At 59.5% G+C, this 15,720-nt stretch carries 17 protein-coding genes; 11 read left to right on the forward strand and 6 right to left on the reverse strand.

Features of this window, described 5'->3' with window-relative positions; genetic code table 11:
- Positions 1-154 precede the first annotated feature (154 nt).
- The gene (locus ACR9ZQ_RS17595) at positions 155-814 is read right to left on the reverse strand and encodes a peroxiredoxin (protein ID WP_481428431.1); all 660 of its coding nucleotides are present in this window, start codon (positions 812-814) and stop codon (positions 155-157) included.
- Positions 815-1,092: 278 nt separating this feature from the next.
- Between ACR9ZQ_RS17595 and ACR9ZQ_RS17600 the strand changes: the two genes are divergently transcribed.
- Positions 1,093-1,890, forward strand: a complete 798-nt coding sequence (locus ACR9ZQ_RS17600; protein WP_481428432.1) for a creatininase family protein — start codon at positions 1,093-1,095, stop codon at positions 1,888-1,890.
- Here the strand turns inward: ACR9ZQ_RS17600 and ACR9ZQ_RS17605 are convergent, their stop codons facing one another.
- A complete protein-coding gene (locus ACR9ZQ_RS17605; protein WP_310383100.1) occupies positions 1,891-2,841 on the reverse strand; it encodes a LysR family transcriptional regulator in 951 nt (316 codons plus the stop codon).
- A gap of 183 nt (positions 2,842-3,024) precedes the next feature.
- Between ACR9ZQ_RS17605 and ACR9ZQ_RS17610 the strand changes: the two genes are divergently transcribed.
- From ACR9ZQ_RS17610 to ACR9ZQ_RS17635, 6 genes are all read left to right on the forward strand, one after another.
- Positions 3,025-4,041, forward strand: coding sequence for an ABC transporter substrate-binding protein (locus ACR9ZQ_RS17610; protein WP_310383098.1), 1,017 nt, complete (start codon positions 3,025-3,027; stop codon positions 4,039-4,041).
- A gap of 67 nt (positions 4,042-4,108) precedes the next feature.
- Positions 4,109-4,933: an ABC transporter ATP-binding protein gene (locus ACR9ZQ_RS17615; protein WP_481428433.1), complete on the forward strand. Its 825-nt coding sequence runs from the start codon at positions 4,109-4,111 to the stop codon at positions 4,931-4,933.
- Complete coding sequence (locus ACR9ZQ_RS17620; RefSeq protein ID WP_113324100.1) at positions 4,933-5,778, forward strand: ABC transporter permease; 846 nt, start codon at positions 4,933-4,935, stop codon at positions 5,776-5,778. Before ACR9ZQ_RS17615 ends, ACR9ZQ_RS17620 begins: the two co-directional genes overlap by 1 nt.
- The gene (locus ACR9ZQ_RS17625; protein WP_481428434.1) at positions 5,778-7,091 is read left to right on the forward strand and encodes a cytosine deaminase; all 1,314 of its coding nucleotides are present in this window, start codon (positions 5,778-5,780) and stop codon (positions 7,089-7,091) included. The genes ACR9ZQ_RS17620 and ACR9ZQ_RS17625 overlap by 1 nt, the downstream gene beginning before the upstream one ends.
- Position 7,092: 1 nt before the next feature.
- Positions 7,093-8,502, forward strand: a complete 1,410-nt coding sequence (locus ACR9ZQ_RS17630) for an FAD-binding oxidoreductase (RefSeq protein ID WP_481428435.1) — start codon at positions 7,093-7,095, stop codon at positions 8,500-8,502.
- Positions 8,499-9,080 (forward strand): NAD(P)H-dependent oxidoreductase, encoded by a 582-nt coding sequence (locus ACR9ZQ_RS17635; RefSeq protein WP_310383093.1) that lies wholly within the window; start codon positions 8,499-8,501, stop codon positions 9,078-9,080. The genes ACR9ZQ_RS17630 and ACR9ZQ_RS17635 overlap by 4 nt, the downstream gene beginning before the upstream one ends.
- A 171-nt stretch (positions 9,081-9,251) precedes the next feature.
- Here ACR9ZQ_RS17635 and ACR9ZQ_RS17640 read toward each other — a convergent pair whose 3' ends face one another.
- The 4 genes from ACR9ZQ_RS17640 to ACR9ZQ_RS17655 form a co-directional block, all read right to left on the reverse strand.
- The gene (locus tag ACR9ZQ_RS17640; RefSeq protein ID WP_310383092.1) at positions 9,252-9,641 is read right to left on the reverse strand and encodes a RidA family protein; all 390 of its coding nucleotides are present in this window, start codon (positions 9,639-9,641) and stop codon (positions 9,252-9,254) included.
- 76 nt (positions 9,642-9,717) lie between these two features.
- Entirely contained in the window at positions 9,718-10,281 is a 564-nt protein-coding gene (locus ACR9ZQ_RS17645; protein WP_113325215.1) for a methylated-DNA--[protein]-cysteine S-methyltransferase, read from the reverse strand.
- Positions 10,282-10,369: 88 nt separating this feature from the next.
- A complete protein-coding gene (locus ACR9ZQ_RS17650) occupies positions 10,370-10,957 on the reverse strand; it encodes an RBBP9/YdeN family alpha/beta hydrolase (RefSeq protein WP_477922617.1) in 588 nt (195 codons plus the stop codon).
- A 73-nt stretch (positions 10,958-11,030) separates the two neighbouring features.
- Positions 11,031-11,390: a hypothetical protein gene (locus ACR9ZQ_RS17655; RefSeq protein ID WP_481428436.1), complete on the reverse strand. Its 360-nt coding sequence runs from the start codon at positions 11,388-11,390 to the stop codon at positions 11,031-11,033.
- A gap of 212 nt (positions 11,391-11,602) precedes the next feature.
- Here ACR9ZQ_RS17655 and ACR9ZQ_RS17660 point away from each other — a divergent pair, with 212 nt between their 5' ends.
- The 4 genes from ACR9ZQ_RS17660 to ACR9ZQ_RS17675 all read left to right on the forward strand — a co-directional run bounded on the left by ACR9ZQ_RS17660 (position 11,603) and on the right by ACR9ZQ_RS17675 (position 15,701).
- The gene (locus ACR9ZQ_RS17660) at positions 11,603-11,926 is read left to right on the forward strand and encodes a hypothetical protein (protein ID WP_481428437.1); all 324 of its coding nucleotides are present in this window, start codon (positions 11,603-11,605) and stop codon (positions 11,924-11,926) included.
- Positions 11,927-12,055: 129 nt separating this feature from the next.
- Positions 12,056-13,510 carry a cryptochrome/photolyase family protein gene (locus tag ACR9ZQ_RS17665; protein ID WP_481428438.1) on the forward strand — a complete coding sequence of 485 codons (1,455 nt, stop codon included), beginning with the start codon at positions 12,056-12,058 and terminating at the stop codon, positions 13,508-13,510.
- Positions 13,507-14,844 carry an NAD(P)/FAD-dependent oxidoreductase gene (locus ACR9ZQ_RS17670; protein ID WP_481428439.1) on the forward strand — a complete coding sequence of 446 codons (1,338 nt, stop codon included), beginning with the start codon at positions 13,507-13,509 and terminating at the stop codon, positions 14,842-14,844. The genes ACR9ZQ_RS17665 and ACR9ZQ_RS17670 overlap by 4 nt, the downstream gene beginning before the upstream one ends.
- Complete coding sequence (locus ACR9ZQ_RS17675; RefSeq protein ID WP_481428440.1) at positions 14,841-15,701, forward strand: DUF1365 domain-containing protein; 861 nt, start codon at positions 14,841-14,843, stop codon at positions 15,699-15,701. Before ACR9ZQ_RS17670 ends, ACR9ZQ_RS17675 begins: the two co-directional genes overlap by 4 nt.
- Positions 15,702-15,720 lie beyond the last annotated feature (19 nt).

Genomic DNA, 15,720 nt, shown 5'->3' on the forward strand with positions numbered 1-15,720 from the left:
AATACTACCTCTACGTCCGCGGCAACCATTCTCGTTCGCGGGCAAGCGAGAATGCGTCTCTGATAGAGGCCTGCGCCAGCCGACCTAAAAATAAAGACGCCCCGGAAGCCGGGACGTCTTTTGATCCAATCACAGTATCAGCGCAGCGGCTAACTCACGCTGACGGCTGCTTGGTCTTTCTGAGATAGGGCAGAACCGTATCGAAGGAGCCGAAGCGGGCAATCGCGTCTTCGTTGGAGACAGCGGCGGTGATGATGACGTCGTCGCCCTGGTTCCAGTTGGCCGGCGTTGCAACCTGGTGCTTGGCGGTCAGCTGGATGGAATCGATGGCGCGCAGAATCTCGTTGAAATTGCGGCCCGTCGTCATCGGATAGGTGAGGATCAGCTTGATCTTCTTGTCCGGGCCGATGACGAAGACCGAGCGCACGGTGGCGTTGTCGGCGGGCGTGCGGCCTTCTGAGCTTTCGCCGGCACCGGCCGGCAGCATGTCATAGAGCTTGGCGACCTTCAGGTCCTTGTCGCCGATCAGCGGATATTCGACCTCGAAGCCGGTTGCCGTCTTGATGTCGTTCTTCCACTTGCCGTGGCTTTCGACCGGATCGACGGAAATGCCGATGATCTTGACGCCGCGCTTCTTAAACTCGCCTTCGAGGCCGGCCATGGTGCCGAGCTCGGTCGTGCAGACCGGCGTGAAGTTCTTCGGATGCGAGAAGAGGACGGCCCAGCCGCTGCCGATCCAGTCATGGAACTGAACAGGGCCCTGGGTGGTATCGGCGGTGAAATCGGGAGCAATATCGTTGATACGTAGGCTCATGGTCGGCCCTCCAATTGCGGATCGTTAAATCTGAACACTCGCAGGCAGTTCTGCGTGCCGATGACTATCTACAGACCAGCGCCAAGCGCGGTCAAACCAAAGCCTTCCTCGAAAGTGGCAACGGCGGAATATTTATTTCCCGCGTGCAAAGATGGCCTGACATCGGACCAACGGCATCATGTGCGCAAAAAGGCAGCGGCGCGCGCGCAAATCGATGCTTTTCGCATGTCGCGTTATTCCCTACTCACTATCGAATAATGACAAAGAGGGAAGCGGCGATGGCGACACCATTCTACTGGAATGAACTGAACACTTATGATTTTGCCGCGCTTTCCGCCGACACGACCATCGCTATCCTGCCAATCGCTTCGACTGAGCAACACGGTCCGCATCTGCCCATCGCAACCGATGTGGCGATCGCCAACGGCATGTTGGCGGAACTGCGCCGGCAACGGCCCGAGGACCTCGACATCCTCGTCCTGCCGACCCAGGAAATCGGCAAGGCCAACGAGCATGTCTATGGTCCAGGTACGCTTTCCCTCAGCGCCGAGCTGCTGATCCCTGTCTGGACGGCGATCGGCGCGAAGGTGGCGGAGGCCGGTGTGCGCAAGCTCGTTATCGTCAATTCGCATGGCGGCAATGTCGATATCATGAGCATCGTCGCCCGCGAGCTGCGCGTGCGTTACCAGATGGCCGTGGTTTCCACCCAATGGGGCCGGTTCGGCAATCCTGACGGCATGATCAGCGAGCACGAGACACGTTACGGCATCCATGGCGGCGAAGTCGAGACATCGCTGATGCTGCATTTCCGACCGGAGCTGGTACGGATGGAGAAGGCTGAGAATTTCGTTTCGAAGGCCGAATGGATGCGCGAGCAATCGCACTATATCCAGCCGCTGCCGCCGCATTCGCTCGCCTGGATCGCGCATGATCTCAATCCGAACGGCGTCGTCGGCGATGCTTCGAAGGGCACGGCCGAAAAGGGCGAAGCAATCTGCCGCCATCAGGTGAAGGGCTTTATCGAGCTGCTCCATGATCTGAAGCGCTATCCGCTCTCCAACCTTTATTCGCACTAATCACGCAACGACAGGCCGCTCCAGCGGGATGTGCCCCTTGGCCTGCAGTTCCTGAACGAGACCCGCAAGCTCGGCCAGGAGATACTCTACGAAAAGGCTGGTGGCGGAATCGAGCGGCGCGCGGGCGCGGGCAAAGAGCTTCATCGGCTGATGGCGGCTATGCGGCTCGGCAATCGGGCGGAACACCAGTTCGCCCTGGCGGCACTCGGTGATGACATCGAGCGGGTTCAGCATGGAGAGCCCTGCTCCGCATTTGACCAGTTTCTTCAGCATTTCCGAGGCATTGGTTTCCAAAACAGGCTCGACAGGGATATCGAGCCTGGACATTGCGAGGTTGATGACCTCACGCAGGCTGGTACCCTGCTGCGCAAGCACCAGCCGCTCCTGCACGACATCGCCGAGATTGATCGGCCCTGGTCCGATCAGGGGGTGGCCGGGCGGCAGGATGACGCCAATCGGGATATCGAAATTGCCGAGCGTGCGGATACCGGGTGTCGCCGGAATATTGAAGCCGAGGCCGATATCCACCTCACCCGACAGCACCGGGTTGACTGTCATCGTCCCGGCGTCGTTGCGCAGCTGGATGAAGACACGCGGATGCTCCGACTGGAAGCGGGCGATGATTTCCGGCAGCGGGCCTGCGGCAAGACCGACCGTCGTCACCAGCCGTACCTTGCCGGCCTGCTGCATCTTCAGGCTTTTGATGCGCCCTTCCAGCCGCTCGTAGTTCTTCAGAACCTCGCGAATATGCTCGATGCAGAGTTCGCCGGCGGCCGTCAGGCGCAAGCCACGCGGCAGGCGCTCGAAGAGCGGAGCGCCCATCTCCTCCTCCAGCGCCAGAATCTGTCGGTTGATCGCCGAAGAGGCGACATTGAGGCGCGCTGCGGCCTTCCTGATCGAGCCCGTTTTCGCAATCTCATTGATGTAGAGAAGCTTTCTGGAGTGCAGCATCGCAACCTCATTGCATCGTTTTTGAGCACAGCGCCCAATTTAGGCACAGATATCCAGTGAGATGCCAAAAAGGCATCACTGCGCACGAATTTTGCTGCTTTTCAAAGAGCGAAGCAATCGGTCAAATGAAGAAAATCGGAGGCCAAAAACGAGCTTCCAAGGCACCAGAAGGGGAACGCCGCCATGTCCAACAGATTGAAAACATCCGCATTTTCTGCAGTTCTTGGGCTTGGCGGCATACTTGCTGCCAGTGTACCCGGCTATGCGCTCGACAAGGTCAGCTATGGCACCAACTGGCTGGCGCAGGCCGAGCATGGCGGCTTCTACCAGGCCGTGGCCGACGGGACCTATGCGAAATACGGCCTCGACGTTTCCATCGTGCAGGGCGGGCCGAATGCCGCCAACAACGCGCTGCTGATCTCAGGCAAGATCGACTTCTATATGGGCGGGCCGCAGGGCGAAATCTCCGCCGTCGAGCAGGGCATTCCGCTCGTCGATGTCGCCGCGATCTTTCAGAAAGATCCGCAGATCCTGATCGCCCATCCTGACGTCGGCGTCGACAAGTTCGCAGATCTTGCGAAGCTGAAGACCTTGTTCCTCAGCAAGGATGGCTACCTCACCTATTTCGAATGGATGAAGGCAAACTTTCAGGGCTTCAAGGATGAGCAATACAAGCCCTACAACTTCAACCCCGGCCCTTTCCTCGCCGACAAGCAATCCGCCCAGCAGGGTTACCTGACCTCAGAGCCCTACGAGATCCAGAAGCAGACCGGCTGGGAGCCGAAGGTCTTCCTGCTCGCCGACAATGGCTATTCGCCCTATTCGACGATGATCACCACGACCCAGCAGATGGTCGATACCAAGCCTGATGTCGTGCAGCGCTTCGTCGATGCCTCGATCGAGGGCTGGTACAACTATCTCTACGGCGACAACAGCAAGGGCAATGAGCTGATCAAAAAGGACAATCCGGAAATGACGGATGGCCAGATCGCTTATTCCATCGCCAAGATGAAAGAATACGGCATCATCGAATCCGGTGAGGGCCTGGAAAAGGGCATCGGCTGCATCACCGACACTCACTACAAGAAGTTCTTCGACGAAATGGTGGCGATCAAGGTCTTCAAGCCTGAGACCGACTACACCAAGGCCTTTACGACGAAGTTCGTGTGCAAGAGCGTTGGTGTATCGCTGAAGAAATAAGCCTCCCAAGCAGTGTCCGTCGCCATCCGGCGGCGGGCCGCATCCCCTTCGATAAAAGAGCGAGAGAATGTCCCTAGCCGAAACCAAGGCGGCGCCTTCGAGGGAAATACGCAGGCGGCCGCTGGTCGTCATGCAATCGGTCTCGAAGGTCTTTTCCAGCGGCACGATTGCGCTTTCGGGCATGTCGCTGACGGTCGAAAGCGGCGAGTTCATCAGCCTTCTCGGTCCGTCCGGCTGCGGCAAATCCACGGCCTTGCGCATCATCGCCGGTCTTGGCGACGTCACGTCGGGCAAGATCGACTGGCCAAGTTCGCGCATCAATTCGAAGGGCCTGCCGGAGGGCGATATCGGCTTCGTCTTCCAGGAGCCGACGCTGATGCCCTGGAAGACGGTTTTCGGCAATGTCTACCTGCCGCTGAAACTGCGCGGTGTTTCCAAGTCGGAGGCGAGCGACCGGATCATGCAAGTGCTCGCGACTGTCGGCCTGCAGGATTTCGCCGATGCCTATCCGCGGGAACTCTCCGGCGGCATGAAGATGCGTGTGTCGATCGCCCGCGCCTTGGTGACCAAACCGAAACTGCTGCTGATGGACGAGCCTTTCGCAGCGCTCGACGAGATCACCCGGCAGAAGCTCAATGACGACGTTTTGCGGTTGTGGAAGGCGACCGGCATCACGGTGATTTTCGTCACGCATTCCGTCTTTGAGTCCGCCTACCTTTCCAACCGGATCGTGGTGATGAAGGCGCGGCCCGGCCGCGTTCATGCCGATATTCCGCTTACGACGAGCCTCGATCGTGACGCGCACTACCGGACTTCCGAGGAATACCGGCAGGCCTGCGAGACCGTTTCCTATTCGCTGATTGGCGCGATCAACGCGGCAAAGGAAGACTGATGAGCATCGAGACAGTCGAAAATTCCGTGCCGGCAATGCCCAATCCACTCAATGCGAAGCGCCGGGATCTATTGCTCCGCATTACCGTGCCTTTTGTCGCCATCATCGTGCTGATTGCGATCTGGGCGACCTATGTCAAGGTTTCGGGTGTGCCGCCCTATATACTTCCGAGCCCATTTGCGGTTGCCGGAGCGCTCGTTAGTGATTGGGGCACGCTTTCGCCGGCGCTCTGGGTTACGACCAAGATCACCTTCATGTCGCTGGCGCTCGCCCTGATCGGCGGCGTCGGTTTTGCGATCTTCCTGGTGCAGTCGCGCTGGATCGAGATCGCCTTCTATCCGCTCGCCGTCATCCTGCAGGTCACGCCGATCGTGGCGATCTCGCCGCTTATCCTGATCTATGCGCCGTCGACGCAGGTGGCGTTACTGATCTGCGCTTTTCTCGTCGCCTTCTTTCCGATCCTGTCGAACATGGTGCAGGGATTGAAGAGCGTCGATCACAACCTCATCAATCTCTTCGAGCTCTACGGCGCCTCGCGCTGGCAGACGCTGCTTTATCTGAAGTTGCCCGCGGCCCAGCCCTATTTCATGACCGGGCTTCGCATCGGCGGCGGTCTGGCGCTGATTGCGGCGGTTGTGGCCGAGTTTGCGGCCGGTTCGGCGGGTGCGGGCTCCGGCCTTGCCTTCCGACTCCTCGAAGCGCAATACCGCATGAATATCCCCCGCCTCTTCGCTGCGCTCTTCATGCTGTCGATGCTCGGTGTCGCGATCTTTGCCATCACCTCCTTCATTTCATGGCTCAGCCTGCATCGCTGGCACGAGAGCAGCCTGAAGCGGGAAAATTGATGACCTATTCCTTCATGTCTCCCCCGAATGCGGGCCGCTTCGTGCTGGCCAATGCGACGCTCCCGACCGTTGCCGTCAGCGACTTCGCTGCTGCCTCCAATGAGGGCCTCGTCAAGGCCGACATCGTGATTGCCGACGGTCTCATCTCGGCAATCCTGCCCTCCGGAACAGCCCCGGCGGAATTCGCCAAGTCCGATATGAAAGAGGGCATGGTCTGGCCGTGCTTTACCGATATCCATACGCATCTGGACAAGGGCCATATCTGGCCGCGCAAGCCCAATCCGGACGGCACCTTCATGGGTGCACTGGAGGCCGTCGGCAGGGACCGCGAGGCGAACTGGTCGGCGGCGGATGTGCGCAAGCGCATGGAATTTTCGCTACGCTCGGCCTATGTGCACGGCACCGGCCTAATCCGCACGCATCTGGATTCACTTGCTCCCCAGCACCGTATTTCTTTCGAGGTCTTTGCCGAGGTGCGCGACGAGTGGAGAGACAAGATTGCCCTGCAGGCAGTCGCTCTCTTCCCGCTCGACAATATGGTCGATGAAGCCTTTTTCGCCGATCTCGTTGCTGTCGTGAAGGACAAGGGCGGCCTGCTTGGCGGTGTCACCAGGATGGGACCGACACTCGACTGGCAGCTCGATACGCTTTTGCGCGCGGCGACGGAGAATGACCTCGATGTCGATCTGCATGTCGATGAGACGGATGATCCGGGCGCGGAGACACTGAAGGCGATCGCCGAAGCGGTTCTACGCAACCGGTTCGAAGGCAAGGTGACAGCGGGCCATTGCTGCTCTCTGGCGCGGCAGGATGACGATGCGGCCAAGCGGACCGTGGATCTCGTTCACAAGGCAGGGGTTTCGGTCATCTCGCTGCCGATGTGCAACATGTACCTGCAGGATCGCTATCCCGGCCGCACGCCGCGCTGGCGTGGCGTCACTCTGTTCAAGGAACTGGCGGCTGCCGGCGTCGAGACGGCTGTCTCCTCCGACAATACGCGCGACCCCTTCTATGCCTATGGCGATCTCGATCCGGTGGAAGTATTTCGCGAGGCGGTTCGCATCCTGCATCTCGACCATCCGCTCGATACTGCGGCGCGGGTCGTCACGGCGTCACCGGCCAAGATTGCCGGCAGGCCGCAGATGGGCCGCATTGCCGTCGGCAGCCCAGCCGATCTCGTGCTTTTCAGCGCAAGGCGCTGGAGCGAATTCCTTTCCCGTCCGCAGTCTGACCGCGTCGTGCTTCGCCGCGGCAAGGTGATCGACCGCAGCCTGCCGGATTACCGTGAACTCGATAGCGTCGTTGGAGGCTGAGATGGCCGATTATCAGAAGATCAGACAAGAACTCGAAGGTATCGCGGTCGAAGACAATCCGGCGCTCGTTCGCCAGAAGAGCCGGGATTTCTACTGGTATTCGCCGATCCTGAAGGCGCAGCTCGACAATGTGACGGCGGATATCGTCGTCACGCCGAAGAACGAGGCCGAAGTCATCCAGACGCTGAAGGTTGCCTTCGCCCATGGTGTTCCTGTCACCCCGCGTGGCGCCGGTACGGGCAATTACGGTCAGGCCATGCCACTGTCAGGCGGTATCGTGCTCAACCTTGCCGCCATGGACAAGATCAAGGAAATTCATCCCGGCCGCGTCATCTGCGAACCCGGCATCGTGATCGCCCAGCTCGACAAGCAGACCAAGGCACATTCCGGGCAGGAGTTGCGCTTTCACCCTTCGACGGCGCAAACGGCGACGGTCGGCGGTTTCATTGCCGGCGGCTCTGGCGGCGTCGGCTCGATTACATGGGGCGGGTTGCGCGATCTCGGCAATATCCTGCGCTTGCGTGTCGTGACCATGGAGGCGGAGCCGCGGGTGCTCGATCTCACCGGCTGGGACCTGCAGAAGGTCAGCCATGCCTATGGCACCAACGGCATCATCACCGAAATCGAAATGCCGCTGGCACCTGCCTATGACTGGGTGGACGTTCTCGTCGGCTATGACGACCTCATGGATGCAGTGCGCTTCTCCGATGCGCTGGCGAAGTGCAACGGCATTCTCGTCAAGGAAATAGCGCCGATCGCAGCACCCATCCCACATGAATATTTCACCCGCCACAAGCCCTATATCCGTCAGGGCCAGTCGATCGTCGTGCTGATGATCGCACCGCATTCCATGGATGCCTTCCTGGCCTTTACGGCAGCGCAGAAGGGTGAAATCATGTTCCGTTCCGACAAGGTCGAGAGCATGCGCGGCATCCCGCATGCCTATGAACTTGCCTGGAACCACACGACGCTGCGTGCCCTCAAGGTCGATCCGTCCTTCACCTATCTGCAAGTGCAGTATCCGGGGCCGGATCATGTCGCCAAGGTGAAGAAGATGGTGGAGATTTTCGGCGATGAGGTGCCGGGTCATCTCGAATTCATCAAGTTCGATGGACAGATCCAGTGCTCGGGCTTGCCGCTGGTACGCTACACGACCGAGGAACGGCTGGAAGAAATCATCAAGATCCATCAGGACCACGGCTGCCCAATCTTCAACCCGCACCGCTATACGCTGGAAGAAGGCGGCATGAAGCGCACAGACAAGGTGCAGCTCGCCTTCAAGCATGAGACCGATCCGAAGGGGCTGCTCAATCCCGGCAAGATGATCGCCTGGGAAAATCCCAACTTCGATTTCAATGCCGGCAAGAACTATCTCTTCCCGGGCCTTGCCGCCGTTATGGAGGCTTCATGAGGGTTCTCGTCCTCCATTCGCACCCGGTCGAGGAAAGCTACGGCAAAGCGCTCTTCAGACAGACCCTGGAGAGCCTCGCCAAGGCCGGGCACGAGGTGGATGCGTGCGATCTCTATGCGGAAAATTTCGACCCCGTCCTGTCGAAACATGACCGGCTCGTCTATCACGACTATCCCGGCAATACCTCGCTGGTGAAACCCTATGTCGAGAGGCTGAAGCAGGCCGAGGCGCTGGTCATTTGCACACCGGTGTGGAACTTCGGTTTTCCGGCCATCCTCAAGGGCTACTTCGACCGGGTCTGGCTCCCCGGTGTTTCCTTCGCGCTCGTGGACGGCAAGGTTCAATCCCGACTGCGGCATATCAAGAAGCTCGGTGCAGTGCTGACCTATGGCGCGACACCTTTTCGCGCCTTCGTTGCCGGCAATCCGCCCAAGAAGATCGTGAAGCGTGTTTTGCGGGCGCAGATCAACCCACTCAAGCCGGTCACCTTTCTCGCCCATTACGACATGAACAATTGCACCCCGGAGACGCGAGCAGCGTTTCTCGCCAAGGTGAAGAGCGCGATGGAGCGCTTCTAAAGTCGCGCAAAAATGTGGTGCGGTTTGCGACAACCACATGCGAAAACAAGTGCCTGAAGCGCGGCAAGCAAATCAGAAGGATTGCGATACGCTTTAGGAATCGGCTTGCATGCGTGCTGCCACGCCGTTGAACTGCGCGGTCGTGATCGCCACGGAGCCTGCGGTCAAACCTTAGAAGACCTTGGCGGCCGTTACTTCCACCTCGACCAAAAATTCGGGCCGGGTAAAGCCGCTGACGATGATGAGCGTCGAAACAGGTTTCGGGTCGAGCGTGAAGCGGTCGCGCACCGCCATATAGGCCGGGAAATCCTCCCGCTTCGTTACGAAGCCGGAAACGCGGATGACATCGGCAAAGCTCATCTCGGCCTCGGCGAGGATCGCCTTGATCGCCTCGAAGCAGAGCTCGGCCTGCGCCGTCACATCCTCGGGGACCTTTTCATCGAGACCGATTCCAAGTTGACCTGACGTGACCAGCAAGGACGCGCCCGGCGGCACGAGAAGGCCGTGATTGTAATTTCCGAAGGGCCGGCGGACGGATGGCGGGTTGAAAATCTTGTTCATGAAAAACCTCGCTATAGACAGAGTTTTATAGCGAGGATTTTCAGGATATTCCAAGCACTTGCTTGCGGCTTCGTCCTCAAAAATCGAGAGACTGCTGGGCGGGCGGCGGCGGGCCGACATGCACGCCCTCGAGTTCTAGCATATGCAGCTTGGCATTCGAACCACCGGGCGCCGAAAAGCCGCCGATCTTGCCGCCTGCGGCCAGCACGCGATGACAGGGAATGATAAGCGCGACGGGGTTTTTCGCCATGGCCTGGCCGACGTCGCGTGCGGCTTCCGGCCCTGCTCCAAGCTCCTTGGCCAGCGTGCCGTAGGTGGTCGTGCGACCCCAACTGACGCGGCGCGCGGCGGCATAGATATCGCGGAAGAATGCGTCCTGGCCGTCAAGGTCAACGGCGACAGTGGAGAAGTCGACTTCCTCACCTTCGAAGTAGCGCTTTACCGCAGCAACGGCGTCCAGAATCTGCGGCGTCGGCCTGCCCGGTTCGGCAGCCGGCAAACGGCGCAGCAACAAGCGTTCTGTCGACTCGGCGCTCTTCGTCGGCAGCTGGAATCGCGTCACGCCGGCATCGCTCCAGGCAATGCCGCAAAAGCCGCCGGCGGTTTCGAAGATCAGATATTGATGCACTTTCTGAGCCATGGTGAAGCCCTCACATTCCGTCGGGCATCAGAATCGTACTGCAAAGGCGTAAGTTCAACCCGTTTCTTGCGCATGTCCCGATAAAATATCAGGCCGATGCGGCGGTCGCGGCAAGCGTGGATATCTGCGGTCTCTTCGCCTTCGCCTTGCCTTTTACTGCATCGAACAGCGCGTAGCCGCCGGTCCAGCGGCCGAAACCGCTGGCAATGTTGATATGACCTGCGAGGCCTATGTTGCGGACCTCGGTTTTCCAGAGGCGAGTGTAGAAGCTCAAACGGTCGAGCGACATGTATTTGTCGTCGAGGCTGCCGACGGTGAGGCTCGGAAAGGGAAGCGGGTTTGTCGGCATGGGGCCGAAGGCGAGCGAGCCGGGATGCAGCCTTTCCGTGGCCGGCAAGTCGCACGGGGCGACCAGAAGCGCTCCCTTTACCCGGCGAGCCGCTGGCCGGTCGGCGAGCCTCGCCGTCAGGATGCAGCCGAGGCTATGGGCAACGATATAGGCTTCCCCCGCCTCCAGCAGTGCCTGTTCCAGCCGCTCCATCCAGTGGTCCAGACGAGAGTGGTTCCAGTCGTCCTGCTCGACCATTCGGCTCTGCGGTACATCATCAAGCCAATAGTGCTGCCAATGCCCCTCGTCGGAACCGAACAGACCCGGCACGATCAGGATTTTTGTCATTGCTATCTCCTGGCGCATGCGCAGCAAACTGCCGCGACGCATCTCAGCCAGAATTATCCATAAATTTTATGGACTAAAGAAATGAAGCTCCAAAACCCGTGAGAAAGCTGGAAAATCCATCGCGGGATGAGAAGCTGTCGCTCACAGCAAAGGTCAACAAGTCGCAGGATATTCTGAGGCCGATCGTGTTGTGGCAAGGCATCCCCTCGCCTGCAGTCATATCGCGCCCGTCGGAAAGCAGAATGGGCTCGGCATTCCCGACGCGGACGGGGCCAGCAGACCAGAGCGAAGGACGGTTGACGTCGATGACCGAAACCCGTTGCTCCGTTGCTTTCACAACGGTCGACGCCAGCGCCATGCCGCTCACCGTCAAAGTGAGTGCAAGCATCATCTGAAGGCAGAGATCTCCGGCTTCGCGCGGTGAAATGAACATGGTGGCCTCATGCCGTAACAAGGGTTTCACTGCGCAGGTAAGGCAAAGGAGAGCTCAGGCAAAGCGGCTTTCGCGGTTAAGGTTTATGCGTAACCATGCGCAATTGTCTCAACCGCCCCGTTTAAATTTTGTAACCTAATTTTGGAACCAGGAGTTTTCTCACGGGTTAGGAAAGGGTCGCCAAAGACGAAAATCTAAGGAGGACAGCTCCCATGCATAAATCTCTTATCGCCGCCTCGCTGCTTGCCATCGGCATGGCTTCGTCGGCATTCGCTCAGTCTAATCCCGACACCATCGGCCCGACCAATGGCGGTTCGACGGACCCGAGTTCTGGCAATTATTCGTCCGACTACACCAATGACAGCAATGGCATTCATCCGATGCCCGGGGCCACGGTAGACCCGACCACGACGCTGAGCATCGGTGGTCAGGCCATCGATTGCCCGGGCATGCCGCAGCAGAATACCGGCGTCGATACGCGCGGTGGCGAGAGCGGCGCTTCGGTCAGCGATGCCTGCCGCGAATACGACAACTGATCGGGCAAAGACCCGTTCATTGAGAGAGGCCGGCTCCCACCGGCCTTTTTCATGCGCGCCTGATGAAACTGTTGATCCGATTGCCTCGTACTTCCGTAACAGACAGAGAGGCAAGGCAGGGAGCAGCCATTGGCACGGGAGACTGTTGCAAGACCGGTAATCGTCTGGTTCCGCAAGGACTTGCGTCTTGACGACAACAGGGCTCTGCATGCGGCATGCGCATCGGGGCGGCCGGTCATTCCGCTTTATATCCGCGAACCCCAGGAAGACGGCACGGGGCCTCTTGGCGCTGCCCAGGCATGGTGGTTGCATCATTCACTGCATGCGCTTGACGCAGCCCTCAAAAGACATGGCGGCAAGCTCATTCTAGCAAGCGGTCATGCCCGCAATGTGCTTGCCGACATCATCAAGCGGAGCGGTGCGGAAGCCGTTTTCTGGAACCGCCGTTATGATCCGCCGGGCATCGCGATCGACACCCGCCTGAAGCATGAATTCGAAAAACAGGCGATCGAGGCACGCAGCTTCGGCGGACAGCTTCTGCATGAGCCGACCAAGCTCAAAACGGCAAGCGGCACGTCATACCGCGTCTATACGCCATTCTGGCGGGCGCTCGAAGAAGGCGGCGAGCCGGAGGCACCGGTCGATGCGCCCGAGCGCTTCCGCTTCCCAAAACAGTTTCCGGCCTCCGAAGTGTTGACCTCCTGGAAGCTCCTGCCGCTTAAGCCGAACTGGGCAAAGTCCTTCCCCGACATGTGGACGCCGGGTGAAGCGGCAGCCCAGGAAAAGCTCAGCGGTTTCGTCGAGGACGGACTTCCAGGCTATTCAGCCGACCGGGATTTTCCCGGAAAGACCGCAACCTCCCTTCTCTCTCCGCACTTGGCGCTCGGCGAAATCTCGCCTGCCCGCATCTGGGACGCCACGAAGGGACTTTCGCGGCGCATTCCATCCGACGATATCGTACGCTTCCGCAAGGAACTGGCATGGCGAGAATTCTCCTACCATCTGCTCTTCCATTTTCCGGAGCTTGCCAGGGATAACTGGAACGACGATTTCGACGGCTTCGGTTGGCGCGAAGATGAAGACGGATTTCATGCCTGGTGCAACGGCCAGACGGGCTATCCCATCGTCGACGCCGGCATGCGCCAACTCTGGCGCCATGGCTGGATGCATAACCGCGTGCGGATGATCGTCGCCTCGTTTCTCATCAAGCACCTGCTGGTCGACTGGCGCCGCGGCGAAGCCTGGTTCCGCGACACGCTTGTCGACGCAGACCCCGCCAATAACGCGGCCAGCTGGCAGTGGGTGGCAGGTTCAGGCGCCGACGCCTCCCCCTTCTTCCGCATCTTCAATCCGATGCTCCAGGGCGAAAAATTCGATGCCGACGGCAGCTACATCAGGCAGTTCGTGCCGGAGCTCGGAAAGCTCGAGGACAAACATATCCACCGGCCGTTCGAGGCACCAGCGAGCGTGCTCGAAAACGCCGGCGTCACGCTTGGGAAAACCTACCCCAGACCCATTGTCGATCACGCCACGGCGCGCAGACGAGCGCTGAAGGTCTATAGCACCATAAAGGATGCAGCATGAACGCGCATGTTCCTTCGCTGCCACGCCGCCTCAAGGTCGTCATCGTAGGGTCGGGCATATCGGGTGCTTCGGCCGCCTGGGCGCTCAATCCTGTCCATGACGTGACACTCTACGAGAAAGATGCCCGGCCGGGCGGCCATACGGCAACGGTCGATGTCGGCTATGACGGGCTGAGCATTCCGGTCGATACCGGCTTCATCGTCTACAACGAGCACAATTATCCCAATCTGACCGCGCTCTTTGCAGAGCTCGGCGTTGCCACGCATGCCAGCGACATGAGCTTTTCACTGTCGCTGGATCATGGCAGGCTGGAGTGGAGCGGCGGCGGGCTGTCGTCTATATTCGCGCAGAAGCGCAATCTGCTGAGCCCCTCCTTTCTCTGGATGATCCGCGAGATCCTGCGCTTCAACCGGACCTGCCTGGAAGACCGGGCGGCCGGACACCTGGCCTCACGTTCGATCGGCGATTATCTCGACTGGCGTGGCTTCTCGCCGGGTTTCACCAACAACTATCTGGTGCCGATGGCGGCGGCGATCTGGTCGACGCCATCAGCGCGGATGCTGCAATTTCCCGCCGAACATTTCGTCAATTTCTTCGACAATCACCGACTTATCTATCGCCGTCAGCATCAGTGGCGCACCGTCACCGGCGGCAGCCGCAACTACCTGAAAAGGCTTCTGTCACCGCTCGGCGACAAATTGAAGCTCGGCTGCGGCGTGCGTGGCGTGATCCGCAGCGACAAGGGCGTTACCCTGATCGACGAGACCGGCGGCGAGGCCTTCTTCGACAAGGTGATCTTCGCCTGCCACAGTAATCAGACGGCGCGGCTGCTGATCGATGCGACGGATCAGGAAAAGCGCTTGCTCGCTGCTATCCCCTATCAGCCCAACCGCGTTATCCTGCACCGTGACACCTGCCTGATGCCGACGCGGCGCAAGGTATGGGCCTCCTGGAACTATCTGCGTTCGAGCCATGCCGACGGCAGGGCGGCCGGTGTGGCCGTGACCTACTGGATGAACAGGCTGCAGGGCATAGACTCGAATTTTCCGCTGTTCGTCACGCTCAACCCGGACCGCGAACCGGAGAGCCGCAAGGTCTTTGCCGAATTCACCTATGAGCATCCGCAGTTTTCCGCGGAAGGGATGGCCGCGCAGCGCGCGCTCGCTGCCATCCAGGGAAGAAGTAATTGCTATTTCGCGGGCGCCTGGACCGGATACGGATTCCACGAGGATGGACTCGTTTCCGGTCTTGCGGCGGCAGAGGCACTGGGCGGGATCACACCCTGGCGGACCGCCCGGCCCTCCTCTGGAACCACACTGAAAGCGGTAGCATGATGGCATCCCGCAAAAGCCTCCACGCATCGAGGTATGGCGTCAGCGTGACGCGAAACGGTCCTCCGCCGGACGCAGCGGCGGTACTTTATGTGGGCGATGTCATGCATCAGCGCATTAAACCGTTCGGCCATCGCTTCCAATATCGGGTCTTTTCGCTCTCCATCGATCTCGACCGGTTGGAGGAAGCTGACAGCCAGTCGGCGCTGTTTTCGGTCAACCGAAGCAATCTCGTCTCGTTCCATGAAGAGGACCATGCAGCAAATGGAAAGCTGCGCTCCCATGCCGACCGCCTGCTTGCGGATGCGTGTGTCGAACGGCCGGCCAAGATCCTGCTCGTCTGTTATCCGCGGATCCTCGGCTACGTCTTCAATCCCCTTTCGGTCTATTATGCTTATGACGACAGGGATGCCTTGATTGCGCTGATCTACGAAGTGCGCAACACATTCGGCGAGCAGCATAGTTATGTCTGCCCCGTCGAGGATAATGAAATCTTCGAAAGTGGTCTTCGCCAGACCTGCGACAAGCTCTTCTATGTCTCTCCCTTCATTGGCATCGGCATGCGCTATCATTTCCGCATGCTGCCACCCGGCCAGGAAATCCGCTGGCGCATCCTGGAAACCGATGCGGAAGGGCCGCTTCTTGCCGCAACCTTCGCCGGCCGGAAAAAGCCGCTGACTGGCCGGACGCTCGGTTATCTTCTCACAACTATTCCCTTCCTGACCATCAAGATCATGACCGGAATTCACTGGGAGGCTCTGAAACTCTGGCTCAAAGGCGCCATCTACGTTCGCCGGCCACCACCTCCGCCGCCTGTCAGCGTGAAGCCGGCAAGCCGGCTTGCAGAAGCTGCGGAATGAATTTAGCGTTTGCGGCAAT

The sequence above is a fragment of the Rhizobium sp. KNZ14-9A genome (assembly GCF_056755015.1).

Coding starts and splice junctions, on each gene's coding strand:
- ACR9ZQ_RS17595 (WP_481428431.1), bottom strand. CDS start 814: ATGAGCCTACGTATCAACGATATTGCTCCCGATTTCACCGCCGATACC.
- ACR9ZQ_RS17600 (WP_481428432.1), top strand. CDS start 1,093: ATGGCGACACCATTCTACTGGAATGAACTGAACACTTATGATTTTGCC.
- ACR9ZQ_RS17605 (WP_310383100.1), bottom strand. CDS start 2,841: ATGCTGCACTCCAGAAAGCTTCTCTACATCAATGAGATTGCGAAAACG.
- ACR9ZQ_RS17610 (WP_310383098.1), top strand. CDS start 3,025: ATGTCCAACAGATTGAAAACATCCGCATTTTCTGCAGTTCTTGGGCTT.
- ACR9ZQ_RS17615 (WP_481428433.1), top strand. CDS start 4,109: ATGTCCCTAGCCGAAACCAAGGCGGCGCCTTCGAGGGAAATACGCAGG.
- ACR9ZQ_RS17620 (WP_113324100.1), top strand. CDS start 4,933: ATGAGCATCGAGACAGTCGAAAATTCCGTGCCGGCAATGCCCAATCCA.
- ACR9ZQ_RS17625 (WP_481428434.1), top strand. CDS start 5,778: ATGACCTATTCCTTCATGTCTCCCCCGAATGCGGGCCGCTTCGTGCTG.
- ACR9ZQ_RS17630 (WP_481428435.1), top strand. CDS start 7,093: ATGGCCGATTATCAGAAGATCAGACAAGAACTCGAAGGTATCGCGGTC.
- ACR9ZQ_RS17635 (WP_310383093.1), top strand. CDS start 8,499: ATGAGGGTTCTCGTCCTCCATTCGCACCCGGTCGAGGAAAGCTACGGC.
- ACR9ZQ_RS17640 (WP_310383092.1), bottom strand. CDS start 9,641: ATGAACAAGATTTTCAACCCGCCATCCGTCCGCCGGCCCTTCGGAAAT.
- ACR9ZQ_RS17645 (WP_113325215.1), bottom strand. CDS start 10,281: ATGGCTCAGAAAGTGCATCAATATCTGATCTTCGAAACCGCCGGCGGC.
- ACR9ZQ_RS17650 (WP_477922617.1), bottom strand. CDS start 10,957: ATGACAAAAATCCTGATCGTGCCGGGTCTGTTCGGTTCCGACGAGGGG.
- ACR9ZQ_RS17655 (WP_481428436.1), bottom strand. CDS start 11,390: ATGTTCATTTCACCGCGCGAAGCCGGAGATCTCTGCCTTCAGATGATG.
- ACR9ZQ_RS17660 (WP_481428437.1), top strand. CDS start 11,603: ATGCATAAATCTCTTATCGCCGCCTCGCTGCTTGCCATCGGCATGGCT.
- ACR9ZQ_RS17670 (WP_481428439.1), top strand. CDS start 13,507: ATGAACGCGCATGTTCCTTCGCTGCCACGCCGCCTCAAGGTCGTCATC.
- ACR9ZQ_RS17675 (WP_481428440.1), top strand. CDS start 14,841: ATGATGGCATCCCGCAAAAGCCTCCACGCATCGAGGTATGGCGTCAGC.